This window comes from Enterobacter sp. BIDMC 26, from assembly GCF_000534435.1.
GTDB classification, from domain to species: Bacteria; Pseudomonadota; Gammaproteobacteria; order Enterobacterales; family Enterobacteriaceae; genus Enterobacter; species Enterobacter ludwigii.
On record NZ_KI973182.1, the window covers coordinates 3,237,663 to 3,263,177 of the forward strand.

The following is a 25,515-nucleotide window of genomic DNA, read 5'->3' on the forward strand; positions in this document are numbered from 1 at the left end:
GCAATGGTGATGAAATTATGAATTTCAAGGCTGTTTGGCTGCCGTTTGTAAGGCTATATGGTAGATTGGTGCAAATTACCGCCAGATGGCACGTAACGCCAACCTTTTGGTATGGAAGATTCTGTTAGAATCGGCAATTATTTTTTAATTAGATCAGCGCTAATACTGCTTCACAACAAGGAATGCAAATGAAGAAATTGCTCCCCATCCTTATCGGCCTGAGCCTGACGGGCTTCAGTGCAATGAGCCAGGCGGAAAACCTGTTACAGGTCTACCAGCAGGCACGTCTGGGCAACCCTGATTTACGTAAATCAGCGGCCGATCGTGATGCTGCGTTTGAAAAGATTAACGAAGCGCGTAGCCCATTGCTGCCACAGTTAGGTTTAGGTGCAGATTATACCTACAGCAACGGCTTCCGCGACGCCAATGGCGTTAACTCCAATGCTACCAGCGCCTCACTGCAATTAACACAGACGCTGTTTGATATGTCCAAATGGCGTGCCCTGACCCTGCAGGAAAAGAGCGCGGGCATCCAGGATGTGACGTATCAGACCGATCAGCAGACGCTGATCCTGAACACCGCCACCGCATACTTCAACGTGCTGAGCGCAATTGACTCGCTCTCCTACACCGAAGCGCAGAAACAGGCGATTTACCGCCAGTTAGATCAAACCACCCAGCGTTTCAATGTGGGTCTGGTGGCAATCACTGACGTTCAGAACGCCCGTTCACAATACGATAGCGTCCTGGCCAACGAAGTGACCGCACGTAACAACCTCGATAACGCGCTGGAATCCCTGCGTCAGGTTACCGGGAATTACTACCCTGAGCTGGCGTCGCTGAACGTCGACAGCTTCAAAACGGATAAACCGCAGGCCGTTAACGCCCTGCTGAAAGAAGCGGAAAACCGCAACCTGACGTTACTGCAGGCGCGTCTGAGCCAGGATCTGGCCCGCGAGCAAATCCGTCAGGCACAGGACGGCCACCTGCCGACCCTGAGCCTGAGCGCGTCTACCGGCGTGTCTGATACCACTTACAGTGGTTCCAAAACGAACACCTCCCAGTACGACGACAGCAACATGGGTCAGAACAAAGTGGGTCTGAACTTCTCGCTGCCACTGTACCAGGGCGGCCAGGTGACCTCTCAGGTGAAACAGGCGCAGTACAACTTTGTTGGCGCGAGCGAACAGCTGGAAAGTGCCCACCGCAACGTGGTACAGACCGTTCGTTCGTCCTTCAACAACGTGAATGCCTCTATCAGCAGCATCAACGCCTATAAACAGGCCGTTGTGTCTGCGCAGAGCTCTCTTGATGCCATGGAAGCGGGTTACTCCGTGGGTACGCGTACCATCGTTGACGTCCTGGACGCGACCACCACGCTGTACAACGCGAAACAGCAGCTCTCCAGCGCACGTTATCAGTACCTGATTAACCAGCTGAACATCAAACAGGCGCTGGGTACGTTGAACGAGCAGGATCTGCAGATGCTGAACAGCACCCTGGGTAAACCTGTCTCTACTTCTCCGGAAAATGTTGCGCCAGAGAACCCTGAGCAGGTTGCCGCCGTTGATAACTTCAACGGTAACGGTGCTGCACCTGCCGCGCAGCCAGCTGCCGCACGTACGACTGCCCCCGCCAGCAGCGGTAACAATCCGTTCCGCAATTAAGCATGTCATCGGGCCCATTGCGGCCTGATGCCTTCGCTATACCCCTCTCCTTTCGGGAGAGGGCGTACGCAAATCACACCTGAACGTAAGCCAACGTAAAGATCCCCCTCATTCCGGCCATCATCGCTTCATTTTCAACCACTCATCCTCTATCCTGAGCGTTATTACCACTGGGTCCAGGAAGACAACGATGAAACGGACAAAATCTATCAATCACGCTTCGTTCCGCAAAAGCTGGAACGCGCGTCATCTCACCCCTGTTGCGCTGGCCGTCACGGCAGTCTTTATGCTGGCAGGCTGTGAGAAAAGCGATGAAACAGTTTCGCTTTATCAAAACGCGGACGACTGTTCTGCTGCAACCGGCAACGCCGCAGAGTGTAAAACGGCATATACCAACGCCCTGAAAGAGGCGGAACGTACTGCGCCGAAATATGCTTCACGTGAAGACTGCGTGGCAGAGTTCGGTGAAGGTCAGTGTCAGCAGGCACCGGCTCAGGCAGGCACAGCCCCTGAAAACCAGGCACAGGCCCAGTCCAGCGGCAGTTTCTGGATGCCGCTGATGGCAGGTTACATGATGGGCCGCCTGATGAGTGGTGGTGCGGGTTACCAGCAGCAGCCGCTGTTTAGCTCGAAAAACCCGGCCAGCCCGGCTTATGGTCAATATACCGATGCCAGCGGCAAAGGCTATGGCGCAGCCACCCCTGGCCGCTCCGTAACCGTACCGAAAACGGCGATGGCTCCGAAACCCGCGACCACCAGCACCATTACCCGTGGCGGGTTCGGTGAGTCTGTGGCGAAACAGACCAGCATGCAGCGTAGCGCGTCAGGCACGTCCACTCGCTCAATGGGCGGCTGATCATGGAACGAGTCAGTATCACCGAGCGCCCGGACTGGCGCGAAAAAGCGACCGAATACGGTTTTAACTTCCACACCATGTACGGCGAGCCATACTGGTGTGAAGACGCTTACTACAAGCTCACGCTTGCCCAGGTTGAGAAACTGGAAGAGGTGACCGCCGAGCTGCACCAGATGTGCCTGAAAGTGGTGGATAAAGTCATCGACAGCGACGCGCTGATGGCGAAGTTCCGCATTCCGAAGCACACCTGGAGTTTCGTCCGCCAGTCGTGGAAAACCCACCAGCCTTCGCTTTACTCACGTCTCGATCTGGCGTGGGACGGCGTGGGCGATCCTAAGCTTCTGGAAAACAATGCTGATACGCCAACCTCGCTGTACGAAGCGGCGTTCTTCCAGTGGATCTGGCTGGAAGACCAGGCCAATGCCGGCAACCTGCCGCAAGGCAGCGACCAGTTCAACAGCCTGCAGGAAAAGCTGATTGAGCGTTTCGCTGAACTGCGCGAACAGCATGGTTTTAATCTGCTGCACCTTGCTTGCTGCCGCGACACGGAAGAAGACCGTGGCACGGTGCAATATCTGCAGGACTGCGCGGCCGAAGCTGAAGTGGCGACCGAGTTTCTCTATATCGAAGATATCGGCCTGGGTGAGAAAGGTCAGTTTACTGACCTGCAGGATCAGGTGATAAGCAACCTGTTCAAGCTCTACCCGTGGGAATACATGCTGCGTGAAATGTTCTCCACCAAGCTGGAAGACGCCGGCGTGCGCTGGCTGGAGCCGGCATGGAAGAGCATTATCTCCAACAAAGCCCTGCTGCCGATGCTGTGGGAGATGTTCCCGAACCATCCGAACCTGCTGCCGGCTTACTTTGCGGAAGACGATCACCCGCCGATGGAGAAATACGTCGTTAAACCGATCTTCTCCCGTGAAGGGGCGAACGTGTCGATTATTGAAAATGGCAAAACGCTGGAAGCCGTTGAAGGGCCTTATGGCGAGGAAGGAATGATCGTCCAGGCGTTTTATCAACTGCCGAAGTTTGGTGACAGCTATACCCTGATTGGCAGCTGGCTCATCAACGATCAGCCAGCCGGGATTGGCATCCGCGAAGATCGCGCGCTGATCACGCAGGATCTGTCACGGTTCTATCCGCACATTTTCGTCGAGTGATCGGGTGTGCCGGGGTGCGAGCGGAAGCCCTCACCCCGGCCCTTTCTCTTTGGGAAAGGCATGCATACGTTATCCAATCTGCACCGACAACATACTTAAGCTTCCCATCTCAATGCCATCGACCGGTATGCTGATCGGCTCCTGACCATCCCACGCGCCCAGTACATACAGCAACGGCAGAAAGTGTTCCGGCGTCGGGTTAGAGAGTGAACCGCCTTCGTGATCCAGATAGTTCACCAGCGGATGCTCCTCAACCGGCCCTTGCCAGGTCAGATTCGCTTTCACGTAATCGTTAAAAGATGTCGCCCACGGGTATGGCGTGTTCTCACCGTGCCAGCGCGCTGTACGCAGGTTGTGTACCACGTTGCCGCTTGCGATCAGCATGATGCCCTCGTCGCGTAAGGTCGCCATTTTTCGCCCCATCTCCAGGTGCCAGGCCGCCGGTTTAGTGCTGTCGATACTCAACTGCACCATTGGGATGTCCGCCTCGGGATACATCTTTATCAGTACGCCCCACGAGCCATGGTCAAAGCCCCAGGCTTCGTTATCCAGCGCCACGGGCACAGGCGCGAGTAATTCCACCAGCTGTCGGGCCAGCGCTGGCGAGCCGGGTGCCGGATAGTGCGTGTCGTACAACGCCTGCGGGAAGCCACCGAAATCATGAATGGTTTTTGGCGTTTCCATTGCGGTCACGCCCGTGCCCCGGGTAAACCAGTGCGCAGACACCACCACAATCGCTTTCGGACGCGGTAGCGTCTCGCCCAGATGACGCCATACTCGGGTATAGACGTTGTCTTCCAGAACGTTCATTGGGCTACCGTGGCCTAAAAACAGTGCTGGCATACGGGAAGAAGTCATGGTGATATCCTTACAGAAGGTGTCAATTTAATGGTTCTACATTACGCGCAATCTCGCCCGGATGAACGCTGATAAGCGTGAAGATCATCATCAGGAAATTTGAATGTAAGGAATGTGTAAAGCAGGGTTTCGCCTCTCGCTTTGACCGAAATGAACCATTAATATTAATGATAATCATTATCATAAGGAGCAATGCATGTCAGTCCCCTTGATCCTGACTATACTGGCGGGCGCCGCAACGTTCATCGGTGCCATTCTCGGTGTGCTTGGTCAAAAGCCGTCTAACCGCGTGCTGGCCTTCTCATTGGGCTTTGCTGCCGGGATCATGCTGCTCATCTCTCTGATGGAGATGCTCCCTGCCGCACTGGGCACCGAAGGCATGTCTCCGGTGCTGGGGTATGGCATGTTTGTATTCGGCCTGCTTGGTTACTTTGCCCTCGACCGCATGCTGCCGCACGCGCATCCGCAGGATTTAATGCAAAAAAGCGTGACCCCGATGCCGCGCAATATTAAGCGCACGGCCATTCTGTTAACGCTCGGCATAAGCCTGCACAACTTCCCGGAAGGCGTAGCAACCTATGTCACCGCCAGCAGCAATCTGGAGATGGGCTTTGGTATCGCCCTGGCGGTCGCTTTGCACAATATTCCTGAAGGACTGGCGGTGGCCGGGCCGGTTTATGCCGCCACGGGCTCGAAACGGACCGCGGTCTTCTGGGCGGGGATCTCGGGGATGGCCGAAATTCTCGGCGGCGTGCTGGCGTGGTTGATTCTGGGCAGCCTGGTCTCGCCTGTGGTGATGGCCGCTATCATGGCCGCCGTGGCCGGGATAATGGTGGCGCTCTCCGTGGATGAGCTGATGCCGCTGGCGAAAGAGATCGATCCGAATAATAACCCAAGCTATGGCGTGCTGTGCGGTATGTCGGTGATGGGCTTGAGCCTGGTGCTGCTGCAAACGGCAGGGATCGGCTAAAACAATAGCGCATTAACGTCTCACAACAAAAAAGCCGGGTTTCCCCGGCTTTTTCACATCGGCCCTTTCAGCTGGCTTTGCGCGCGTGCGCCTGGCGATACTCCACCAGATCTTCAATCGTCACCACGGGCATATTATGCAGACGGGCAAAGGTGATGCACTCCGGCGCACGTGCCATGGTGCCATCGTCGTTGGTGAGTTCACACAGTACGCCCGCAGGTTTAAAGCCTGCCAGGGTCACGAGGTCAATGGTCGCTTCGGTGTGACCGCCACGGGTCAATACACCGCCAGCCTGCGCACGCAACGGGAAGACGTGCCCTGGACGATGCAGGTCTGATGGCTTCGCATCATCGGCAATCGCGGCACGCACGGTGGTCAGACGGTCAGCCGCCGACACGCCGGTGGTCACGCCATGTGCCGCTTCGATGGTCACGGTAAAACCGGTTCCAAAGGCGCTGGTGTTGTTTTCAACCATCATGGGCAGGTCGAGCTGCTTACGACGGTCTTCGTTGATACACAGGCACACGATGCCGCTACCGTGACGGATGGTCAGCGCCATCTGCTCAACGGTCATGTTTTCGGCGGCGAAAATCATGTCGCCTTCATTTTCACGGTTTTCATCGTCAAGCACCATCACGCCGCGGCCTTCGCGCAGTGCATCCAGTGCATGTTCAACACGTTCAATAGAAGTGCCAAAAGAGGAAAGTAGCGTCTGATTCATGGTAAAAAAACCTCATTAACATTATGGTTACCAGAATCAGGGCAGTCTTAGGAGCGCCGTATAAGCGGCAAAAAGATAACGTGAGCGGGCCAGGCCCGACTTGATCGTTACTCTCTCCCATCCGGACTCTAACCGTCGGCCCCGGAATTACACCGGATCTGCTGTCCTTTGAGTAGTGACCCAAAGCGCTCGCGGGCTTTCAGCGTTACGCTGATTTACCGCCGGTGGGGAATTTCGCCCCGCCCTGAGAATAAGCGAGATAACTATAACGCGATTGATTACCCTGGGCAATGCGCAGACATAAAATCTCCTTTATCCTGGGGCATGACGCGCTACAATGTTCATTAACACCGTCTTATCAAGGGAAGCCACAATGATTGACCCGAAGAAAATTGAGCAAATTGCGCGTCAGGTTCATGAGTCTATGCCAAAAGGTATTCGTGAGTTTGGGGATGACGTAGAGAAGAAAATCCGCCAGACGCTGCAGGCGCAGTTGGTTCGCCTTGATTTAGTCAGCCGCGAAGAGTTTGACGTGCAGACGCAGGTTCTGCTGCGTACCCGCGAGAAGCTGGCCCTGCTGGAGCAGCGTCTGAACGAGCTGGAAAACCGCAATACGCCAGCGGAAGTAAAACCGGCTCCGGCCATTCCACCGGTTGATGAAGCAGAATAACAGCCGCGTATAACGGGCTGTTTGCGAAGATACCCCCTCCTGCAAAGAGAGGGTGAAAAAAACGGGCCAGATGGCCCGTTTTTTATTTGCTGACTTTATTTGCTGTCTTTCTGGATCTTCTTGATGATGTTGGTGGTTGAGCACCCGTCCTCAAAGTTGAGCACCATCACTTCACCGCCATTAGCCCAGACCTCTTCGCTGCCCGCGATTTGATCCGGTTTGTAATCGCCGCCTTTCACCAGCAGATCCGGCAAAATACCGGCAATCAGGCGCTGCGGGGTATCTTCTTCAAACGACACCACCCAGTCCACCGCTTCCAGCGCACCCAGCACGATCATGCGCTGCTCCAGCGGGTTCACCGGACGCGTTTCACCTTTAAGACGTTTCGTCGACGCATCGCTGTTCACCGCCACAATCAGACGGTCGCCCAGCTTACGCGCATTGGCCAGATAAGAGACATGACCGGCATGCAGGATGTCGAACACGCCGTTGGTCATCACCACTTTTTCACCGCGTTTACGGGCGGCGGCAACGGCCACTTTCAGCTCATCTTCGCTCATCACGCCAAAACCGGTATCGGCACGACCACGCACCGCGTTTTCCAGTTCGATCGGCGAAACGGTGGAAGTCCCCAGCTTGCCGACGACCACGCCTGCCGCAGCATTAGCGAAGTAGCACGCTTCTTCCAGAGAGTTCCCTGCCGCCAGCGTCGCCGCCAGAACGCCAATGACCGTGTCGCCGGCACCGGTCACGTCATACACTTCCTGCGCCTGGGTCGGCATATGCAGCGGCGCTTTGCCAGGCTGCAGCAGCGTCATCCCCTGCTCGGAGCGGGTCACCAGCAGCGCGGAGAGTTCGAAGTCAGCAATGATCTTCATGCCGCGCTCAACGAGCTCTTCTTCCGTCTTACATTTGCCCGCCACCGCTTCAAACTCAGAGAGGTTTGGCGTCAGCAGCGTTGCGCCACGATAGCGCTCAAAGTCAGTACCTTTCGGGTCGATCAGCACGGGCACATTGGCTTTACGCGCGAGCTGGATCATCTGCTGTACGCTTGCCAGCGCACCTTTGGCGTAGTCGGACAGCACCAGCGCGCCGATAGTGCTCAGCGCCTGGTTAATGCGCTCGTGCAGCGGCTCAGGATCAACGCCCTCAAAGCCTTCCTCGAAGTCGAGGCGGATCAGCTGCTGGTTACGCGACAGAACGCGCAGTTTGGTGATCGTCGGGTGTGTCGGAACCGAAACGAAATCGCACTTCACGTTCACGTCCGCCAGCGACTTGCTCAGCGCACGCGCCGCATCGTCAATGCCGGTTAAGCCAACCAGACGCGACTGCGCGCCCAAAGAGGCAATGTTCATCGCCACGTTTGCCGCGCCGCCAGGACGCTCTTCAATGGTGTCGACCTTAACTACCGGTACCGGTGCTTCCGGAGAGATGCGGCTGGTCGGCCCGTACCAGTAGCGATCCAGCATGACATCCCCGACAACCATAACTCCAGCACGTTCAAACTCTGGCAGTGTTACTTTCATTCCTGACTCCAGAAAGATTCACAATTTGCGCGCGATAATATCACACTTGTTTTGTTACGCACGGTTCCACCAGCCACTTCTGCCAGCTGGCGGTGACCTGCGCGCGTTCAGTGGCGAAACAGTCCAGCGCGACGTGGCCAGGCTGCTCCTGTAAGGCCAGGTGGTGCAGCTCGTCGCGCAGCGTGGTATAGGCGCGCGTTAAGGCCTGCGCCTCCTGCTCATCCATAATGTCGTTTTGCGCCAGCAGCTCCAGAATACGCACATTATCAGACCAGCGGGTCAGCTTCGGTTTAGCGTGCGCATGGCGTAGCACCAGATATTGCGTAATAAATTCAATATCGGTAATGCCGCCCTCATCCGCTTTAATATCAAAGCGATCGCGATGCTTATTGCCCAGGTGCGCGCGCATTTTCTCGCGCATCTCACGCACCTCGGTCTGCAGCGTGCTGCCGTCACGCGGGGTTGTCATAATTTCCCGACGAATGGCATCAAACTGCGTTTTCAGCGACGGATCGCCGTACACCACGCGGGCACGCACCAGCGCCTGATGTTCCCACGTCCAGGCTTCATTCTTCTGGTACTCAGCGAAGGACTCCGTTGAGGTCACCAGCATGCCGGCCGCGCCGGAAGGACGCAGACGCGCATCCACTTCATATAAAATGCCGGATGACGTGCGGGTGCTGAACAGATGCATAATGCGCTGGGCCAGACGCAGGTAGAACTGACGCCCGTCGATTTCACGCTCGCCGTCGGTCATGACGTCTGCCGGGCAGTCATGCAGGAAGATTAAATCGAGATCCGAGCTGTACCCCAGTTCCCATCCGCCGAGCTTACCGTAACCCACAACGGCAAAACCGCGGCCTTCGCGGTCAGCAAGGTGTTTCGGCTGGCCGTAGCGCGCCACCATCTGAATCCATGCCTGATGCACCACCGCATCAATGATCGCTTCTGCAAGCCAGGTTAAGTGATCGCTCACTTTCATCACTGGCAGCGTTCCGGCGATATCTGCCGCCGCCACGCGCAGCATTTGCGCCTGCTTAAATTGACGCAGCGCCTCCAGCTGTTGCTCTTCGTCCTCTTCCGGTACGCGCAGCAGATACTGACGCAGCTCGTCACGGTAGGCGTCCGTTGCCGTCGGCTGGTAGAGCGTATTGGGATCGAGCAGCTCATCCAGCAGCAGCGGATACCGCGCCAGCTTGTTGGCCACCATCGGCGAGGCGGCGCAAAGCGTAATCAGATGCTTGAGCGCGCCCGGGAACTCGCTCAGCAACTCAAGATAGGTCGTACGGGTGATGATGCTGCTCAGCAGCGGCATCATGCGCGACAGCGGTACCGGCGCATCCGCACGCGAGCAGACGTTGCTCAGCAGGTGCGGCATCAGATGATCCAGCACCTGACGACCGCGCGGACCAATGGCCCGTTTATTCAGTTCGAGACGGAAATCAGCAATTAACGCCACCACACGATGGCGATCGTCGTCGCTCAGGTGCGCCAGCACCGGCGTGGTGTCATCTTCCTGCAGCGCGTCCTGCCACAATTCGCGCCAGTGTTCAGAGAGCGTATCGTCCTGCGATTCACTTTCATCGTCACCAATCAGCGCGTTAAAGACACGGCGCACGCCGGCCATATGCGCATCCAGTTGCCCGGTCAACGTTGACCAGTCGTCGACGTGCATTCCCCAGGCCAGCCGCGCCCGGTTCAGGTCATCGCCTGGCAAAGTCTGGGTCTGCTCGTCATTGATGCTTTGCAGCAGGTTTTCCAGGCGGCGCAGGAACAGATAGGCCTCACGCAGGATCTGCGCGTCGCCTTCCGGCAGCAGATGCAGTTGCTCTATGGCTGACAGCGTCGGCAGCAGCGAACGGGATTGCAGTGAAGGCTCACGTCCGCCGCGGATCAGCTGGAAGACCTGAACGATAAATTCGATTTCGCGAATGCCGCCCGCGCCGAGCTTGATGTTGTCCTTCAGGCCCCGACGGCGCACTTCACGGGCGATCATTCCTTTCATGTTGCGCAGCGACTGAATAACGCTGAAGTCGATATAGCGACGGAACACGAACGGGCGCAGCATGGCGCGCAGCTCGTTGGCGTAGGCATCGTCGCTGTCTCCCATGATCCGCGCTTTGACCATCGCGTAACGCTCCCAGTCGCGCCCCTGCTCCTGGTAATAATCTTCCAGTGCCGCAAAGCTCAGCACCAGCGGACCGCTGTCGCCAAACGGGCGCAGGCGCATATCCACGCGATAGACAAAACCATCCTGGGTAGGTTGATCCAGCGCTTTAATCAGACGTTGCCCGAGACGGGTAAAGAACTGCGCATTGTCCAGTTCACGGCGGCCCCCACGTGTGGAGCCGTTCTCCGGCCAGGCAAAAATCAGGTCGATATCCGAGGAGAAATTCAGTTCGCAGCCCCCGAGCTTGCCCATGCCCAGAATCAAGAGTGGCTGAGGAACCCCATCCTCATTGCACGGCGTGCCCCACTCTTTACAGCAGGCGGCATAGAGCCAGTCCCGTGCGGCAACAATCAGCGTCTGTGCCAGCTCGCTCAGCTGCTGCAGGGTACTTTCTTCGCTGACCAGTTCCAGCGCCTGAGCCCAGGCAATACGCACCATCACCCGGCGGCGGAACTGGCGCAGGACGCGCATCAGTGTCGCTTCATCCGCGACCTCTTCAAGTGCGGTTTGCAACCAGCCCGCATAATGCCGCCACTCGTCTGCCTGCGGCGGGGTGCGCTCAAGCGCCTCCAGCCAGCCCGGGTAAGCGGTGATACTTTCCTGCACAAAATCACTGAAGGTGAGCACGCTCCTGGCCTGCTCGCTTAACGATGACGCCGGTAATGACTCAGGCAGACGTTCGCAAACGGTCTGCCACTGCTGCTGTAACTGCGAAGAAAGCGGCATTATAGGGTTCCTTGCCAGAGTTAACGTTTTCCGCTGTGCAGCCAGAACGGCTCCTGCGAAATGGCTTCATTGCGGAAATGCTCAATCTCAATGTGCTGACGGGTTTCGATAGCATGTTTCAGCCCCTGCCAGTTCTCCAGCCAGGCCTGCGCTTTAGGGCCGTCATAGGCACCCGACAGCAGCAGCATGCTGTCGATATTGCGCGACAGGCGGATCAGCTGATCGCCATACTGGTCTCCCAGCGGATACGCAAAGGTGGTTTTAAGCTCCGCCGCGTGGCGTGAAAGATGGATATCCGCGAAACGTTTGAAGTTATCTTCAATTTTGGCCTGCGCTTTTGCATCCAGGAAGGCACGCCAGCTGCGCGTCACCAGAAACTCGGTCAGCGCCAGCCTGGCGGCGGCGTTTTGCGGGCTGTAGAGTGCCGTTTGTGCGGATACGTCAGAGAGCAGCAGCGCTTCGGTCTGGGTCAGCAGGTCACGTAAGTGAGCGCTCGCTTTACGAGGTACGATGCCGCCGAACAGCGCCAGGGTATGACGCACAAGGCTCATCGCCGCTAACACGTGCGCTTTTGCGTTTTTCACATTACGCACCCACAGCTCTTCATGATAAAGCCACTGTGAGAGCGCCAGCTCCAGTGCCGCCTCCATGCCCTGCTCAACGCTGGCTTTCGGTGGCACGTGCAAAATAGTCGTCTCTTTCAGCAGGCGCGGCGCATTCCCGGCGGCCAGATGATACCCCCGCGCCGCTTTGCTCAGGCTGCCCTGACGCAGGCCCGGCTGGCTTACCAGCTTACGCGCCAGCTTCAGTACGTCCTGGACTTCACCCTCCAGCAGTTCGAGCTCCAGCTCGCAAATCGGCTCCTGAAGCTCACCCGCTTTTACCTCACCCTGATCGAGGGCGATTTCAATGCGGCTTTTCCCTTCCGTTACCAGCCATTTTTCACGCCAGAAATCGGTGCTAAACAGCGGTTTCACCTCGGCGGATAAGGTTTCTGGCAGCACGCCGTCCGGCCAGACTTCTGCCGGGAAACGATCCAGCTCAAGTTCTGGCTGATTGATGTCGATATTGTATTCTGGGCGCTGATGCAAACCGCCGACCACGCGGCCAGCGATTTTCATCGTCATCTCGTAGCGCCCGTTCGCGCCACGGATGCGCAACCCCATATCATGGCGGCGCAGCCAGTTGTCTGGCGTTTCGTAATAGATATTAAGCAGTTGTACCGGTTCATGGTGTTCGCCGGAAAGGGTCTGCAGATGCTGACGGAGTGCGTCAACGCTGTCTTTTTCGACGATAAATTTTAATTCGATTTCTTGAGCCATAGCCTTGTACTTTTGCAGGCGTCACAGACGCGTCAATGAGGGCGAACTTCCTCGCCATTTGTTTGTCAGTACATAGTATTTTGCGCCAAATTGCCACGCAATGAGCAATTTGACGGGCGTAAATGTTTAGGGTCGTGACACAGATGATTCTGATTGCTGACGAATGCTTTGCGTAGAGACACTGTTGCCACTACTATCGTTCCACTATTTATGAAAATAACGACTAATGATGCTTAAATTACGCCTGATTGGACTTACTTTCCTCGCTTTTAGCGCCGCAACCGCCGTGCACGCTGAAGAGAAGCGTTACGTTTCTGACGAACTGAACACCTGGGTACGCAGTGGCCCTGGAGATAATTATCGCCTCGTGGGTACGGTCAATGCCGGCGAGGAAGTGACGCTGTTACAGACCAACGCGGAGACCAATTATGGTCAGGTTCGCGACAGTACCGGCCGCACGTCCTGGATCCCACTGAAAGAGCTGAGCGCGGTGCCAAGCCTGCGTACCCGCGTGCCGGATCTGGAAAATCAGGTGAAAACGCTGACCGACAAGCTGAACAATATCGACGGTACCTGGAACCAGCGTACCGCGGAAATGCAGCAGAAAGTGGCCCAGAGCGACAGCGTGATTAACGGTCTGAAAGACGAAAATCAGAAACTGAAAAACGAGCTGATTGTCGCGCAGAAGAAGGTGAACGCCGCCAATCTGCAACTTGATGACAAACAACGTACCATCATCATGCAGTGGTTTATGTACGGTGGCGGTGTGCTGGGCGTTGGCCTGGTGCTGGGTCTGGTGCTTCCTCACCTGATCCCAAGCCGTAAGCGTAAAGACCGCTGGATGAACTAATTCGTCTTCTCTGCCAGACTTACGTATTATCTTGCGAAAAGAGAAAACGGGAGTACAGGGCGTGAAGAGTTATCTGGTCGGTGGTGCGGTACGTGATGCGTTGTTAGGTCTGCCGGTCAAAGATAAAGACTGGGTGGTGGTGGGAGCCACACCTGAAGAGATGCTTAACGCGGGCTACCAGCAGGTAGGCCGCGATTTTCCCGTGTTTCTGCACCCGCAAAGCCGTGAGGAGTACGCCCTGGCGCGTACCGAACGGAAATCCGGTTCGGGTTATACCGGCTTCACCTGCTATGCCGCACCGGACGTCACGCTGGAGCAAGATCTCCTGCGTCGCGATCTCACCATCAACGCGCTGGCGCAGGACGAAGACGGCCAGATCATTGACGCGTATGGCGGTCAGGACGATCTGCGTAATCGACTGCTGCGTCACGTCTCCCCGGCGTTTTCTGAAGATCCGCTCCGCGTGCTGCGCGTGGCGCGCTTTGCGGCGCGTTACGCGCATCTGAGCTTCCGCATTGCCGATGAGACCCTGGCACTGATGACCGCCATGACCGAGGCGGGCGAACTGGCCCACCTCACGCCAGAGCGCGTCTGGAAAGAGACGGAAAACGCCCTTACTACCCGCAACCCGCAGGTCTTTTTCCAGGTGCTGCGTGACTGTGGCGCCCTGAAAGTGCTGTTCCCGGAAATTGACGCGCTGTTCGGCGTGCCCGCCCCGGCGAAATGGCACCCGGAAATCGATACCGGCGTGCATACCCTGATGACCCTGAGTATGGCTGCCATGCTCAGCCCCGAGGTGGATGTGCGTTTTTCAACGCTGTGCCACGATCTCGGCAAAGGATTAACGCCAAAAGCCATGTGGCCGCGCCACCATGGCCACGGTCCTGCCGGGGTGAAGCTGGTCGAAGGGCTTTGCCAGCGCCTGCGGGTACCCAACGAGATCCGCGATCTCGCCAGACTGGTGGCGGAATTTCACGACCTGATCCACACCTTCCCGATCCTCAAACCGGCCACCATCGTTAAGCTGTTTGATAACATCGACGCATGGCGCAAACCCCAGCGCGTCGAGCAGATCGCGTTGACCAGCGAAGCCGACGTACGTGGCCGCACCGGTTTTGAAGCCTGCGATTATCCGCAGGGGCGGCTGTTACGCGCAGCGTGGGACGTGGCAAAAGCGGTACCGACTAAAGCGGTTGTCGAGGCGGGCTTCAAGGGACCGGAAATCCGGGAAGAGCTGACGAAACGTCGAATTCAGGCGGTGACGGACTGGAAGGAAAAGCATTGCCCTCAGCCTAAAGACTGAGGGCCGTCGGTCAGAAGAAGACCACGTAAACCGCAGCCGCCACGATAAAGCGATAGATCGCGAACGGAATAAACGAGATACGCTTAATCAACTGCAGGAAGGTTTTGATGGCGATCAGCGCCACGATAAAGGCAGTGACAAAGCCCACGGCGAACATCGGAATGTCACCCGTGGTGAGGAAGCCAATGCTTTTATAGACGTCGAGTGCGGTCGCGCCCATCATCATCGGCACCGCCAGCAGGAACGAGAACTCCGACGCAGCATAACGGCTAACGCCCATCAGCATCCCGCCAGAGATGGTCGCGCCTGAGCGTGAAAAGCCCGGCCACAGCGCCAGACACTGGAAACAACCGATGATAAACGCCTGACGGTAGGTCATGTCATCCAGACCTTCCGCGCGTGGCGTTTTCGGCTTCAGCAGTTCTGCCGCGATCAGCAGGAAACCGCCGACAACCAGCGCATACATGACGTTAATCGGGTTAAACAGCGATTTAATGGTGTCGTGGAAAACCAGGCCCAGAACCACTGCCGGAACCATGCCAAGCAGAATATGGATAAGCGTCAGGCGACCTTTGCTTTCACCCTCACGCTGAGGAAGACGGCCAAAGTGGATACCGATAAGCCCGAACAGACGACGCCAGAACATTACAACGACCGCCAGAATAGACCCCAACTGAATGACAACTTCAAACGTCTTTGCGGTATCGCCTTCAAAGCCCAGCAGATGGCCAACGATAATCATATGGCCCGTACTGGAAACCGGCAAAAACTCCGTCAATCCTTCGACCACACCCAGTATTGCCGCCACCAGCAGCGAGTGCATATCGCTCATCTATAAACCCCTAAAAAGATATAAAAAAAACGGTGTCCCACGCGGACAACCGTGAAAGATACAGCTTTAAGACCGGTATAACCTAAAATGGTTTAGCTATTATGACGTTAAATCTTCCCTTTCAGATTTGTGCCACGCTCAATGATCACGCCGACGTTAGCGGCACGCGCCACGGCGCCCGGTTTGCTCAACTTGATGCGTACCCACGGTGCGTTGAACTTGCTCAGCAGCAGCTCAGCCACCTCTTCTGCCACACGCTCCACCAGCGCAAAACGTTGCCCTTCGACGTGGCCCACGACCGTTTCACTGATATCGGCGTAGCTCAGACAGTCATTCACGTCGTCGCTTTTTGCTGACTTGCGGTTATCCCAGCCCATTTCGATATCGAACACGAGTTTCTGTTCAATGGTCTGTTCCCAGTCGTAAACACCAATAGTGGTGATTACCGAAAGTTGCTCTATAAATACAATATCCATCACGACCTGCCTGCTTTTTGGCTAAACCGGATACCACTTCCGGCGAATTATGCGTATTATCCACAGATGCTGAGAATACAGATACATTTTCAAAACGGAACAGCGTTATGAGTGCAATCGCGCCTGGAATGATCCTCCTCGCCTACCTTTGCGGCTCAATCTCCAGCGCCATTCTGGTCTGCCGCATTGCCGGGTTACCTGACCCGCGCGAAAGTGGTTCCGGGAATCCGGGGGCGACCAATGTACTACGAATTGGCGGCAAGGGAGCAGCCGTAGCGGTATTGATTTTTGATGTTCTGAAAGGAATGTTACCCGTCTGGGGAGCGTATGCGCTGGGCGTAACGCCGTTCTGGCTGGGGCTCATTGCTATCGCCGCCTGTGTCGGCCATATCTGGCCTGTATTCTTTGGTTTTAAAGGCGGTAAAGGCGTCGCCACCGCCTTTGGTGCTATTGCCCCAATCGGCTGGGACTTAACCGGCGTGATGGCCGGCACCTGGCTACTGACCATTCTTCTGAGCGGTTACTCGTCACTGGGCGCCATCGTCAGCGCGCTGATTGCGCCATTCTATGTCTGGTGGTTCAAACCGCAGTTCACCTTCCCGGTGTCAATGCTCTCCTGCCTCATCCTGCTGCGTCATCACGATAATATTCAGCGCCTGTGGCGTCGCCAGGAGACCAAAATCTGGTCGAAGCTCAAGAGAAAGAAAAAAGACGCCCCGTAAGGGGTTAGTTATGCCTTATAACCAAATGTGATTTTGGTCACCCTCTGCCTGTGGTAACTGTTAATGACACAACACAACCACACAAAACGAAAATGGCAGACATTACAGACACAACTCCCCTTTCAACAGCAGGACATTCGCCTGATGGCGACATCAAGTGGGTACGTAACGCCTCTGACGTTTCACGTCTGGTCAACGACGGTTCTCAGGGTCGGGCCAACGCCCGCATCGTAGTCGGTATCGCGCTGGGCGGTATTTTCCTCGATGCGTACGACCTTGGTGCGCTGGCGTTCGGCATCAAAGACATCACCCGCGAATTTAATCTCACCCCTGCCGGTACCGGCATGGTGGCCTCGGCCATTACCTTTGGTGCGATTGTCGGGGCGCTACTGGGTGGCTATCTCACGGACAAGATCGGACGCTACCGCGTCTTTATGGCCGACATGCTGTTCTTCGTGGTAGCGGCCATCGCCTGTGCACTGGCACCGAACGAATATGCGCTGGCGGGCGCACGCTTTGTGATGGGCCTCGGCGTGGGGATCGATCTGCCGGTGGCGATGGCGTTTCTTAGCGAGTTCGCCAGGCTCAAAGGCCCCGGAAACAAGGCCTCCAGCGTCGCAATGTGGTGTCCAACCTGGTATGCCGCAATCAGCATCTCTTACCTGTTGGTGTTATTCTTCTACGCCGTACTGCCAGAAAGTCACAGCGACTGGCTGTGGCGCTTAATCCTGGGGTTTGGCGCGGTGCCTGCGCTGGTGATTATCGCCATTCGTAGCCGCTACATGAGCGAGTCCCCGGTCTGGGCGGCGAATCAGGGCAACCTGAAAGAGGCGGCCGCTATCTTGCGGCAATCGTATAACATCAACGCCCACGTGCCGCAGGATGCGCTTAACCAACCGGCACCGGTGGTCAACAAGGCGAAGTGGGCAAACTATCTGCACCTGTTCCGTGGCGTCTATCTGCGACGTACCACGCTCGCTACCCTGCTCTCGGTGGTATCGTCTTTCGCCTATAACGCCGTCGCATTTGGTCTGCCGGTCATTATCTCCAGCTTCTTTGTGCAGTCGATGCTGACCACTATTCTGATCTCACTGGTGCTAAACCTGCTGTTTGCCTTCGTCGGCGGATTGCTGGCAGTACGCTATGTTCCGCGCTTCGGCGCGTGGCGGATGTCGCTGGCGGGCTACGCCTGTCAGCTTGTTGCTCTGCTGGGGCTGGCGCTGATTGGTCGTCCGGAAGGCGTATCGGAAGGCGTTATCGCCGTCGCGATGCTGGCGCTGTTCCTGTTCGGTCAGGGATTTGGGCCCGGTGCCCATACCATGACGTTTGCGTCCCTGAGCTATCCCACCTCTCTGCGCGGCGTGGGTGTGGGCCTTAACCAGACGCTAATGCGCAGCAGTTCCACGCTCTCCCTGTTTCTGTTCCCGCTGCTGGTGGCCTCTCTTGATACCGCCGTGTTCTGGGTGATCGCCCTGGCACCGTTTATCGGGCTGGCTTCGCTGCTGGCGATCCGCTGGGAGCCGTCCGGCTATGATGTGGATGCAGAGGATTATCGATAACCTTCTCAACCGGCTCCTTGAGCCGGTTTTTTTATCCATAAGCGACTCATATGACAGCCTTCATTTCTGCCAGGGCATACTGAAACGTCTCCCGATGATGAGCAGATGGATGCAGCATGTTAGCAGCTCAGGTCACTGATAATTCTTACAAAGGCTGGCAGGCATCGCTTGCCCTGCAGTTTTGTTACACCCCTGAGAAAACCCTCCTGCACGCTGCTCATCACATCGGGCCCCTCACCGTACAGCGGCCTTTTTATCCCGAAGGCGACACCTGCCACCTGTATTTGCTGCACCCGCCAGGCGGGATAGTCGGCGGCGATACGCTGGATATTTCGGTGCATCTGGACGCGAAAAGCCATGCGCTGATCACCATGCCCGGCGCGAGCAAGTTCTATCGCAGCAGCGGCCCGCAGGCCTGTCTCAATCAGCACTTCTGGCTCGACGATGAGGCTACGCTGGAGTGGCTGCCGCAGGACACCATTATCTTTCCCGGTGCGAATGCCGCCCTGCGTTCCGTTTTTCATCTGAAGGCTTCCAGTACGCTGCTGGCGTGGGAATTGTACTGTCTGGGTCGCCCGGTGATCGGCGAAACCTTCAGCCACGGCACGCTGGAAAGCCGCCTTGAGATCTGGGTCGACGATGAGCCACGGCTGATTGAACGTCAGCACCTCAGCAATGGCGATCTCACGCCCGTTGCAGGTCTCCCGTGGGTCGGCACGCTGCTGTTCTTTCCGGCCAGGGAAGCGCACCTCGAAACGGTGCGCGAGCTGCTGACGCCGCTGAGCCACTTTGCCGGGGCAACGCTCACAGACGATCTGCTGTCGGTGCGTTTTCTCTCCCACGACAACCTGATTTGCCAGCGGGTGATGCGCGATATCTGGCAGTCGCTTCGCCCGCTTTTAACCCCCAAAACCGCCTGTTCGCCGCGTATCTGGCAGACATAAGAGAAACGTTATGGAACTGACCCCCAGAGAAAAAGACAAGCTGTTGCTGTTTACCGCTGCGCTGGTTGCCGAACGCCGCCTTGCGCGCGGGGTAAAACTGAATTACCCGGAATCAGTCGCGCTGATCAGCGCGTTTATTATGGAAGGCGCCCGCGATGGCGAAACCGTCGCCTCACTGATGGAAGCGGGCCGTCACGTCCTGACGCGCGACCAGGTGATGGAAGGCGTACCGGAGATGATCCCCGACATTCAGGTGGAAGCGACGTTCCCGGACGGATCAAAGCTCGTCACCGTCCATAACCCGATCGTATAAGGAGCGCGTGATGATCCCAGGCGAATACCAGATCCAATCCGGAAACATTGCGATCAACGTTGGGCGAGACACGCAAAACGTGATCGTCGAAAACCATGGCGACAGGCCAATCCAGGTGGGATCGCACTACCACTTTTATGAGATTAACCCGGCGCTGAAATTCGACCGGGAAGCCACCAAAGGCTATCGGCTGAATATTCCGGCAGGCACCGCCGTGCGTTTCGAACCCGGACAGAAGCGCGAGGTGACGCTGGTTCAGGTCAGCGGCGCGCAGCGTATTTTCGGCTTTCGCGGCGAGGTGATGGGAGAGGTGAAAAATGGCTGAAATTTCACGCCAGGCCTACGCCGATATGTTCGGCCCCACCACTGGCGATAAAGTGCGTCTGGCCGACAGCGAGCTGTGGGTTGAAGTGGAAAACGATCTCACGGTCTACGGCGAAGAGGTCAAATTCGGCGGCGGGAAGGTGATCCGCGACGGTATGGGCCAGGGGCAGATGACATCCGACGGCTGCGTGGATCTGGTGCTGACCAACGCGTTGATTATCGATCACTGGGGGATCGTTAAAGCCGATATTGGCGTAAAAAACGGCCGGATCTTTGCCGTGGGTAAAGCCGGTAACCCGGATATACAGCCCGGGGTCACGATCCCGATTGGCGCAGCGACAGAAGTGATCGCCGCCGAAGGGAAAATTGTCACCGCCGGCGGGATCGACACGCACATCCACTGGATCTGCCCGCAGCAGGCGGAAGAGGCGCTGGTCTCTGGCGTCACCACCATGATTGGCGGGGGTACGGGCCCTGCGGCAGGCACCAACGCCACGACCTGTACGCCGGGGCCCTGGTATATCGCGCGAATGTTGCAGGCGGCCGATACACTACCGGTGAATATCGGCCTGCTTGGCAAAGGTAACGGTTCCAACCCTGATGCCCTGCGCGAGCAGATCGCAGCGGGTGCCATCGGGCTGAAGATCCACGAAGACTGGGGCGCGACGCCGGCCGCCATCAACTGCTCACTGGCGGTGGCGGAGGAGATGGATATTCAGGTGGCGCTGCACAGCGACACGCTGAACGAATCCGGGTTTGTTGAGGACACGCTGGCGGCTATCGGCGGACGGACCATTCACACCTTCCATACGGAAGGGGCGGGCGGCGGACATGCACCGGATATTATTACTGCCTGCGCGCACCCGAATATTCTGCCCTCCTCCACTAACCCGACGCTGCCCTACACGGTGAATACCATCGACGAGCATCTCGACATGCTGATGGTGTGTCACCACCTCGACCCGGATATCGCCGAGGACGTGGCCTTTGCTGAATCACGCATTCGCCGGGAGACCATCGCCGCGGAAGATGTCCTTCACGATATCGGTGCCTTCTCGCTGACCTCGTCCGACTCCCAGGCAATGGGTCGCGTCGGCGAAGTGATTATTCGTACCTGGCAGGTGGCGCACCGTATGAAGGTTCAGCGCGGCGCACTGCCGGAAGAGACCGGGAACAACGATAACTACCGCGTGAAACGCTATATCGCCAAATACACCATTAACCCGGCGCTGACCCACGGGATTGCCCATGAAGTGGGCTCGATTGAGGCCGGGAAACTGGCGGATTTAGTGGTCTGGTCCCCCGCGTTCTTTGGCGTCAAACCCGCCACCATTGTGAAAGGCGGGATGATCGCCTGCGCGCCGATGGGGGATATCAACGCCTCTATCCCAACGCCGCAACCGGTCCATTACCGTCCGATGTTTGGCTCGCTGGGTGCCGCACGCCATGCAACACGGCTGACGTTTGTCTCCCAGGCTGCCGATGCGAAGGGCATTTCGCACCAGCTCAGCCTGCAGAGCGGCATAGCCGTCGTAAAAGGCTGCCGCACGGTGAAAAAGGCCGACATGATCCACAACAGCCTGCAGCCCAACATCACCGTTGACGCACAAACTTACGAGGTTCGCGTTGATGGCGAGCTCATTACCAGCGAGCCGGCAGACGTTCTGCCGATGGCCCAACGCTATTTCCTGTTTTAAGGAGTGACGATGATCTACCTGACCCAACGCCTTGACCATGCCCATCCGATAACCGCCAGCGTCACGCTGCCGATTGATGTCCGGGTGAAAAGCCGTGCCCGCGTGGCGCTGAATGACGGTCGCGAAGCCGGGCTGATGCTGCCGCGCGGCCTGCTGCTGCGCGGGGGGGATCTGCTGACCACTGACGACGGCAGCGAGGTGATCGAGGTGATCGCCGCGCCGGAATCGGTCTCCGTCGTGCGCTGCGACGATCCGTTCCTGCTCGCCCGCGCCTGCTACCACCTCGGCAACCGCCACGTGCCGTTGCAGATCATGCCCGGCGAGCTGCGCTACCACCACGATCATGTGCTCGATGACATGCTGCGCCAGTTCGGGCTCGAGGTGACATTTGCCACCCTCCCGTTTGAACCGGAAGCAGGGGCGTATACCAGCGATGCCCACAGCCATAGTCATAGCCATAGTCACTCTCACGCTCATTCACATTAAGGATTCATCATGCGTACGTTTTTACCTCTGTTACTGCTGGCCTTTTCTCTTCCTGTCCTGGCGCATCCCGGACACGGCACAGACAGCTTTCAGGCCGGTTTTTTCCATCCGCTGACGGGTCTTGATCATCTGCTGATGCTAACCGGTGCGGGCGTACTTTCGGCCCTGAGCGGGCGCAAGCTGCTGCTGCCTCTTGCCACTCTCGGCATGATGCTGGCCGGGGCCGTTGCAGGCAGCCAGCTTGGCGGCTTTAGCGGCATGGAAATGCTGATTATCGCCTCGCTGGCGGTCTGCGGCGCGATGATGTTTAAAACCGAAAATCGCCTGCTGTTGGCCGTGCCGGCGCTGGCAATGTTCCACGGCTGGGCGCACGGGGTAGAGATGTCTGGCCACAACTTCTGGCTCTTCACCAGCGGCTTTATGTTTGCCAGTGCCACGGTGCTGTGCGCCAGCTTCGCCGCCGGGTTACTGCTGCGCCGTCACGACGGGTTGCGTAAAACCTTTGGTGGCGGGCTGATTGTCTCTGCGCTGCTGGCGCTGATGGGCTGATGGAGCACGTCCGCCAGCGGCTGCGCCTGATGCAGCTCTCCAGCAGCAGCCTTCCGGTCGGGTCATTCACCTGGTCGCAGGGGCTGGAGTGGGCCGTAGAAGCAGGCTGGGTCCCCGATGCTGAGGCGTTCAAAAACTGGCAGATCCTGCAGATGGAGCAGAGCTTGTTCTGTGTCGATCTGCCGCTGTTTTCCCGACTTTATCAGGCGTGCGAGCAAAACGATTTGGCGACGGCAACACGCTGGACGGCCTACCTTCTCGCCTGCCGGGAAACGCGTGAACTGCGTGAAGAGGAACGCAACCGCGGGGCGGCCTTTACGCGCCTGCTCAAAAGCTGGGAGCCGGACTGTCCGGCAGAGTGGCAGACGCTGTTTATGCAAAGCCAGCTCAGCGGCATGGCGTGGCTCGGAGTACGCTGGGGCATTAGCGCCCATGAGCTGGCCCTGAGCCTGGGCTACAGCTGGATTGAGAGCGCGGTCATGGCGGGCGTCAAGCTGGTGCCGTTCGGGCAACAGGCGGCGCAGCAGCTGATTATCGACCTGAGCGACCACTTTGCCGCTGGGCTTGAACCGGCTTTTTTGCGTGGCGACGACGCGCTGGGTGCGGCAACGCCGCTGTCGGCCATCGCCTCTGCGCGCCACGAAACACAATATTCACGATTATTCCGTTCCTGAGGAGACAACATGGCTGATTACAAACATCCCCTGCGCGTGGGCGTGGGCGGCCCGGTGGGGTCGGGTAAAACCGCGTTACTGGAAGCACTCTGCAAAGCAATGCGCGACACCTATCACCTGGCAGTGGTGACTAACGATATCTACACCAAAGAGGACCAGCGCATTCTCACCGAAGCGGGTGCCCTTGAGCCAGAGCGCATCGTGGGCGTGGAGACGGGCGGTTGCCCGCATACCGCAATCCGCGAAGATGCCTCAATGAACCTGGCGGCAGTGGAAGCGTTAAGCGAAAAGTTCGGCAATCTGGACCTGATCTTCGTTGAAAGCGGCGGTGACAACCTGAGCGCCACCTTCAGCCCGGAGCTGGCTGACCTGACGATCTATGTGATTGATGTCGCTGAAGGGGAGAAGATCCCGCGTAAGGGCGGCCCAGGGATTACCAAATCCGATTTTCTGGTGATCAACAAAACCGACCTGGCACCCTATGTGGGGGCCTCACTGGAAGTGATGGAGCGTGACACCAACCGCATGCGCGGCGAGCGCCCGTGGACCTTCACCAATCTGAAGGCGGGCGACGGACTGGCGACGATCGTGACATTTCTGGAAGAGAAAGGGATGTTGCGGGTGTAACCGTATAAATCCCCTCTCCCTGGCGGGAGAGGGCCAGGCATTACGCCTCCGGCAACTCCGCCAGCGGCCAGCGTGGACGTACAGAGACGCTCAGATCGGCGGTCGCGCCAGCGTTCAGACGCACCATGCCCGCGTAGGCGATCATCGCCCCGTTATCGGTACAGAATTCCGGACGGGCATAAAATACTTCCCCACCACGCTTTTGCATCATCTGGGCGAGTTTTGCACGCAGCGTGCGGTTGGCGCTGACGCCCCCGGCCATCACCAGACGCTTAAAGCCGGTCTTTTCCAGGGCGCGTTTGCATTTGATCATCAGGGTATCGACCACCGCGTCTTCGAACGCACGGGCGATATCAGCACGGGTCTGCTCACTATCGTCGTTATTGCGAATGGTATTGGCCGCGAAGGTTTTCAGACCGGAAAAGCTGAAATCCAGCCCTGGACGGTCAGTCATCGGACGCGGGAAGACGAAACGCCCTTCCGTGCCCTGCGAGGCCATTTTCGAGAGCATCGGACCGCCAGGATAATCCAGACCCAGCAGTTTGGCCGTTTTGTCGAAGGCCTCACCGGCTGCGTCGTCAATGGACTCGCCGAGCAGCTCATACTTGCCAATCCCCGTTACGCTAATCAGCTGGGTATGGCCACCTGAAACCAGCAGCGCCACAAAAGGAAACGCAGGCGGATTATCTTCCAGCATCGGCGCCAGAAGATGCCCTTCCATATGGTGAACCGGAATGGCCGGCACATCCCACGCGAATGCCAGCGAACGGCCCACCGTTGCGCCGACCAGCAGCGCACCCACCAGGCCCGGGCCTGCGGTATACGCTACAGCATCAATATCAGTAGAGCTCAACCCGGCTTCTTTCAGCGCCGCCTGAATCAGGGGAACCGTTTTACGCACGTGGTCACGAGAAGCCAGTTCAGGCACGACGCCGCCGTAGTCAGCGTGTAATTTCACCTGACTATACAGTTGGTTGGCAAGAAGCCCTTTTTCGTCGTCGTAAATGGCGATGCCGGTCTCATCGCAGGATGTTTCAATACCCAGTACACGCATGACTTGTTTTACCTCGTTTCAATACCGCGCAGTGTAGGGCCAATGCGGATTGATGTAAAACTTTGTTCGCCCCAGGAAGAAGCCTCGTGTATACTCCTCACCCTTATTAAAGTCCCTTTCAAAAACGCGTCGGTGCTTTACAAAGCAGCAGCATTTGCAGTAAAATTCCGCACCATTTTGAAATAAGCTGGCGTTGATGCCAGCGGCAAACCGAATTTATCAAAGGTGAGAGTTACATGCCGGTAATTAAAGTACGTGAAAACGAGCCGTTCGACGTTGCACTGCGTCGCTTCAAACGTTCATGCGAGAAAGCAGGTGTTCTGGCTGAAGTTCGTCGTCGTGAGTTCTATGAAAAACCAACGACCGAACGTAAGCGCGCTAAAGCTTCTGCTGTGAAACGTCACGCGAAGAAACTGGCTCGCGAAAACGCACGCCGTACTCGTCTGTACTAATCAA

26 protein-coding genes and 1 riboswitch are annotated in these 25,515 nt (G+C 57.3%); of the genes, 18 read left to right on the forward strand and 8 right to left on the reverse strand.

Translation table 11 applies throughout. The features are described 5' to 3' along the window. The first annotated feature begins 188 nt into the window (after window positions 1-188). The 3 genes from tolC to L462_RS08180 all read left to right on the forward strand — a co-directional run bounded on the left by tolC (window position 189) and on the right by L462_RS08180 (window position 3,686). Window positions 189-1,667, forward strand: coding sequence for an outer membrane channel protein TolC (tolC, locus tag L462_RS08190; protein ID WP_020883637.1), 1,479 nt, complete (start codon window positions 189-191; stop codon window positions 1,665-1,667). A gap of 190 nt (window positions 1,668-1,857) precedes the next feature. Further along, the gene (locus tag L462_RS08185; protein ID WP_014171645.1) at window positions 1,858-2,523 is read left to right on the forward strand and encodes a DUF1190 family protein; all 666 of its coding nucleotides are present in this window, start codon (window positions 1,858-1,860) and stop codon (window positions 2,521-2,523) included. A 2-nt stretch (window positions 2,524-2,525) separates the two neighbouring features. Continuing rightward, window positions 2,526-3,686, forward strand: coding sequence for a glutathionylspermidine synthase family protein (locus L462_RS08180; RefSeq protein WP_014171646.1), 1,161 nt, complete (start codon window positions 2,526-2,528; stop codon window positions 3,684-3,686). A gap of 69 nt (window positions 3,687-3,755) precedes the next feature. On the opposite strand, the gene ygiD is transcribed toward L462_RS08180, so the two are convergent. Beyond that, on the reverse strand, window positions 3,756-4,544 hold the full coding sequence (ygiD, locus tag L462_RS08175; protein WP_032678980.1) for a 4,5-DOPA-extradiol-dioxygenase: 789 nt from the start codon (window positions 4,542-4,544) through the stop codon (window positions 3,756-3,758). Between the two features lie 196 nt (window positions 4,545-4,740). Here ygiD and zupT point away from each other — a divergent pair, with 196 nt between their 5' ends. Next, entirely contained in the window at window positions 4,741-5,514 is a 774-nt protein-coding gene (gene zupT, locus L462_RS08170; RefSeq protein WP_014171648.1) for a zinc transporter ZupT, read from the forward strand. Window positions 5,515-5,581: 67 nt separating this feature from the next. Here zupT and ribB read toward each other — a convergent pair whose 3' ends face one another. Then, window positions 5,582-6,235: a 3,4-dihydroxy-2-butanone-4-phosphate synthase gene (ribB, locus tag L462_RS08165; RefSeq protein WP_014171649.1), complete on the reverse strand. Its 654-nt coding sequence runs from the start codon at window positions 6,233-6,235 to the stop codon at window positions 5,582-5,584. Window positions 6,236-6,340: 105 nt separating this feature from the next. Beyond that, window positions 6,341-6,491, reverse strand: a riboswitch (FMN riboswitch). A gap of 117 nt (window positions 6,492-6,608) precedes the next feature. On the opposite strand from ribB, the gene ubiK reads away from it, so the two are divergent. Then, window positions 6,609-6,905 (forward strand): ubiquinone biosynthesis accessory factor UbiK, encoded by a 297-nt coding sequence (ubiK, locus tag L462_RS08160; protein ID WP_020883634.1) that lies wholly within the window; start codon window positions 6,609-6,611, stop codon window positions 6,903-6,905. 95 nt (window positions 6,906-7,000) lie between these two features. On the opposite strand, the gene hldE is transcribed toward ubiK, so the two are convergent. Genes hldE through L462_RS08145 form a run of 3 tightly spaced genes read right to left on the reverse strand, consistent with a single transcriptional unit; the run spans window position 7,001 to window position 12,649 of the window. Continuing rightward, the gene (hldE, locus tag L462_RS08155) at window positions 7,001-8,431 is read right to left on the reverse strand and encodes a bifunctional D-glycero-beta-D-manno-heptose-7-phosphate kinase/D-glycero-beta-D-manno-heptose 1-phosphate adenylyltransferase HldE (RefSeq protein ID WP_020883633.1); all 1,431 of its coding nucleotides are present in this window, start codon (window positions 8,429-8,431) and stop codon (window positions 7,001-7,003) included. 40 nt (window positions 8,432-8,471) lie between these two features. Then, window positions 8,472-11,330, reverse strand: a complete 2,859-nt coding sequence (gene glnE / locus L462_RS08150) for a bifunctional [glutamate--ammonia ligase]-adenylyl-L-tyrosine phosphorylase/[glutamate--ammonia-ligase] adenylyltransferase (protein WP_155964437.1) — start codon at window positions 11,328-11,330, stop codon at window positions 8,472-8,474. A gap of 17 nt (window positions 11,331-11,347) precedes the next feature. Beyond that, the gene (locus L462_RS08145; protein ID WP_032678982.1) at window positions 11,348-12,649 is read right to left on the reverse strand and encodes a CYTH domain-containing protein; all 1,302 of its coding nucleotides are present in this window, start codon (window positions 12,647-12,649) and stop codon (window positions 11,348-11,350) included. A gap of 229 nt (window positions 12,650-12,878) precedes the next feature. On the opposite strand from L462_RS08145, the gene L462_RS08140 reads away from it, so the two are divergent. Together L462_RS08140 and L462_RS08135 are read left to right on the forward strand one after the other, a co-directional pair. Continuing rightward, complete coding sequence (locus L462_RS08140) at window positions 12,879-13,499, forward strand: TIGR04211 family SH3 domain-containing protein (RefSeq protein WP_025203004.1); 621 nt, start codon at window positions 12,879-12,881, stop codon at window positions 13,497-13,499. A 61-nt stretch (window positions 13,500-13,560) separates the two neighbouring features. Next, window positions 13,561-14,802: a multifunctional CCA addition/repair protein gene (locus L462_RS08135; RefSeq protein WP_032678983.1), complete on the forward strand. Its 1,242-nt coding sequence runs from the start codon at window positions 13,561-13,563 to the stop codon at window positions 14,800-14,802. Window positions 14,803-14,812: 10 nt separating this feature from the next. On the opposite strand, the gene bacA is transcribed toward L462_RS08135, so the two are convergent. Then, window positions 14,813-15,634, reverse strand: a complete 822-nt coding sequence (gene bacA / locus L462_RS08130) for an undecaprenyl-diphosphate phosphatase (RefSeq protein ID WP_014171656.1) — start codon at window positions 15,632-15,634, stop codon at window positions 14,813-14,815. Between the two features lie 107 nt (window positions 15,635-15,741). Continuing rightward, on the reverse strand, window positions 15,742-16,110 hold the full coding sequence (folB, locus tag L462_RS08125) for a bifunctional dihydroneopterin aldolase/7,8-dihydroneopterin epimerase (protein WP_020883629.1): 369 nt from the start codon (window positions 16,108-16,110) through the stop codon (window positions 15,742-15,744). A 107-nt stretch (window positions 16,111-16,217) separates the two neighbouring features. Between folB and plsY the strand changes: the two genes are divergently transcribed. The 10 genes from plsY to ureG all read left to right on the forward strand — a co-directional run bounded on the left by plsY (window position 16,218) and on the right by ureG (window position 24,005). After that, on the forward strand, window positions 16,218-16,832 hold the full coding sequence (gene plsY / locus L462_RS08120; RefSeq protein WP_020883628.1) for a glycerol-3-phosphate 1-O-acyltransferase PlsY: 615 nt from the start codon (window positions 16,218-16,220) through the stop codon (window positions 16,830-16,832). A gap of 92 nt (window positions 16,833-16,924) precedes the next feature. After that, window positions 16,925-18,391 carry an MFS transporter gene (locus L462_RS08115; RefSeq protein WP_032678984.1) on the forward strand — a complete coding sequence of 489 codons (1,467 nt, stop codon included), beginning with the start codon at window positions 16,925-16,927 and terminating at the stop codon, window positions 18,389-18,391. A 116-nt stretch (window positions 18,392-18,507) separates the two neighbouring features. Then, the gene (locus L462_RS08110) at window positions 18,508-19,335 is read left to right on the forward strand and encodes an urease accessory protein UreD (protein ID WP_014171660.1); all 828 of its coding nucleotides are present in this window, start codon (window positions 18,508-18,510) and stop codon (window positions 19,333-19,335) included. A 10-nt stretch (window positions 19,336-19,345) separates the two neighbouring features. Further along, window positions 19,346-19,648: an urease subunit gamma gene (locus L462_RS08105; RefSeq protein ID WP_003862556.1), complete on the forward strand. Its 303-nt coding sequence runs from the start codon at window positions 19,346-19,348 to the stop codon at window positions 19,646-19,648. Window positions 19,649-19,658: 10 nt separating this feature from the next. Then, entirely contained in the window at window positions 19,659-19,973 is a 315-nt protein-coding gene (locus L462_RS08100; RefSeq protein ID WP_020883624.1) for an urease subunit beta, read from the forward strand. Next, window positions 19,966-21,669, forward strand: coding sequence for an urease subunit alpha (ureC, locus tag L462_RS08095; protein WP_032678985.1), 1,704 nt, complete (start codon window positions 19,966-19,968; stop codon window positions 21,667-21,669). Before L462_RS08100 ends, ureC begins: the two co-directional genes overlap by 8 nt. A gap of 9 nt (window positions 21,670-21,678) precedes the next feature. Beyond that, window positions 21,679-22,155 (forward strand): urease accessory protein UreE, encoded by a 477-nt coding sequence (gene ureE / locus L462_RS08090; protein WP_032678986.1) that lies wholly within the window; start codon window positions 21,679-21,681, stop codon window positions 22,153-22,155. A gap of 9 nt (window positions 22,156-22,164) precedes the next feature. Then, complete coding sequence (locus L462_RS08085; protein ID WP_032678987.1) at window positions 22,165-22,704, forward strand: HupE/UreJ family protein; 540 nt, start codon at window positions 22,165-22,167, stop codon at window positions 22,702-22,704. Beyond that, window positions 22,704-23,378 (forward strand): urease accessory protein UreF, encoded by a 675-nt coding sequence (locus tag L462_RS08080; protein WP_032678989.1) that lies wholly within the window; start codon window positions 22,704-22,706, stop codon window positions 23,376-23,378. Before L462_RS08085 ends, L462_RS08080 begins: the two co-directional genes overlap by 1 nt. Window positions 23,379-23,387: 9 nt before the next feature. Beyond that, window positions 23,388-24,005, forward strand: coding sequence for an urease accessory protein UreG (gene ureG / locus L462_RS08075; protein ID WP_014171666.1), 618 nt, complete (start codon window positions 23,388-23,390; stop codon window positions 24,003-24,005). A gap of 40 nt (window positions 24,006-24,045) precedes the next feature. Here ureG and tsaD read toward each other — a convergent pair whose 3' ends face one another. After that, entirely contained in the window at window positions 24,046-25,059 is a 1,014-nt protein-coding gene (gene tsaD / locus L462_RS08070) for a tRNA (adenosine(37)-N6)-threonylcarbamoyltransferase complex transferase subunit TsaD (protein WP_020883618.1), read from the reverse strand. A 236-nt stretch (window positions 25,060-25,295) separates the two neighbouring features. Here tsaD and rpsU point away from each other — a divergent pair, with 236 nt between their 5' ends. Continuing rightward, entirely contained in the window at window positions 25,296-25,511 is a 216-nt protein-coding gene (gene rpsU, locus L462_RS08065; protein ID WP_001144069.1) for a 30S ribosomal protein S21, read from the forward strand. The last annotated feature ends 4 nt before the right edge of the window (window positions 25,512-25,515 follow it).

Bases quoted from the DNA above. Each gene is read 5' to 3' on its own strand.
- tolC (WP_020883637.1), top strand. From the start codon at position 189: ATGAAGAAATTGCTCCCCATCCTTATCGGCCTGAGCCTGACGGGCTTC.
- L462_RS08185 (WP_014171645.1), top strand. From the start codon at position 1,858: ATGAAACGGACAAAATCTATCAATCACGCTTCGTTCCGCAAAAGCTGG.
- L462_RS08180 (WP_014171646.1), top strand. From the start codon at position 2,526: ATGGAACGAGTCAGTATCACCGAGCGCCCGGACTGGCGCGAAAAAGCG.
- ygiD (WP_032678980.1), bottom strand. From the start codon at position 4,544: ATGACTTCTTCCCGTATGCCAGCACTGTTTTTAGGCCACGGTAGCCCA.
- zupT (WP_014171648.1), top strand. From the start codon at position 4,741: ATGTCAGTCCCCTTGATCCTGACTATACTGGCGGGCGCCGCAACGTTC.
- ribB (WP_014171649.1), bottom strand. From the start codon at position 6,235: ATGAATCAGACGCTACTTTCCTCTTTTGGCACTTCTATTGAACGTGTT.
- ubiK (WP_020883634.1), top strand. From the start codon at position 6,609: ATGATTGACCCGAAGAAAATTGAGCAAATTGCGCGTCAGGTTCATGAG.
- hldE (WP_020883633.1), bottom strand. From the start codon at position 8,431: ATGAAAGTAACACTGCCAGAGTTTGAACGTGCTGGAGTTATGGTTGTC.
- L462_RS08145 (WP_032678982.1), bottom strand. From the start codon at position 12,649: ATGGCTCAAGAAATCGAATTAAAATTTATCGTCGAAAAAGACAGCGTT.
- L462_RS08140 (WP_025203004.1), top strand. From the start codon at position 12,879: ATGCTTAAATTACGCCTGATTGGACTTACTTTCCTCGCTTTTAGCGCC.
- bacA (WP_014171656.1), bottom strand. From the start codon at position 15,634: ATGAGCGATATGCACTCGCTGCTGGTGGCGGCAATACTGGGTGTGGTC.
- folB (WP_020883629.1), bottom strand. From the start codon at position 16,110: ATGGATATTGTATTTATAGAGCAACTTTCGGTAATCACCACTATTGGT.
- plsY (WP_020883628.1), top strand. From the start codon at position 16,218: ATGAGTGCAATCGCGCCTGGAATGATCCTCCTCGCCTACCTTTGCGGC.
- L462_RS08115 (WP_032678984.1), top strand. From the start codon at position 16,925: ATGGCAGACATTACAGACACAACTCCCCTTTCAACAGCAGGACATTCG.
- L462_RS08110 (WP_014171660.1), top strand. From the start codon at position 18,508: ATGTTAGCAGCTCAGGTCACTGATAATTCTTACAAAGGCTGGCAGGCA.
- L462_RS08105 (WP_003862556.1), top strand. From the start codon at position 19,346: ATGGAACTGACCCCCAGAGAAAAAGACAAGCTGTTGCTGTTTACCGCT.
- L462_RS08100 (WP_020883624.1), top strand. From the start codon at position 19,659: ATGATCCCAGGCGAATACCAGATCCAATCCGGAAACATTGCGATCAAC.
- ureC (WP_032678985.1), top strand. From the start codon at position 19,966: ATGGCTGAAATTTCACGCCAGGCCTACGCCGATATGTTCGGCCCCACC.
- ureE (WP_032678986.1), top strand. From the start codon at position 21,679: ATGATCTACCTGACCCAACGCCTTGACCATGCCCATCCGATAACCGCC.
- L462_RS08085 (WP_032678987.1), top strand. From the start codon at position 22,165: ATGCGTACGTTTTTACCTCTGTTACTGCTGGCCTTTTCTCTTCCTGTC.
- L462_RS08080 (WP_032678989.1), top strand. From the start codon at position 22,704: ATGGAGCACGTCCGCCAGCGGCTGCGCCTGATGCAGCTCTCCAGCAGC.
- ureG (WP_014171666.1), top strand. From the start codon at position 23,388: ATGGCTGATTACAAACATCCCCTGCGCGTGGGCGTGGGCGGCCCGGTG.
- tsaD (WP_020883618.1), bottom strand. From the start codon at position 25,059: ATGCGTGTACTGGGTATTGAAACATCCTGCGATGAGACCGGCATCGCC.
- rpsU (WP_001144069.1), top strand. From the start codon at position 25,296: ATGCCGGTAATTAAAGTACGTGAAAACGAGCCGTTCGACGTTGCACTG.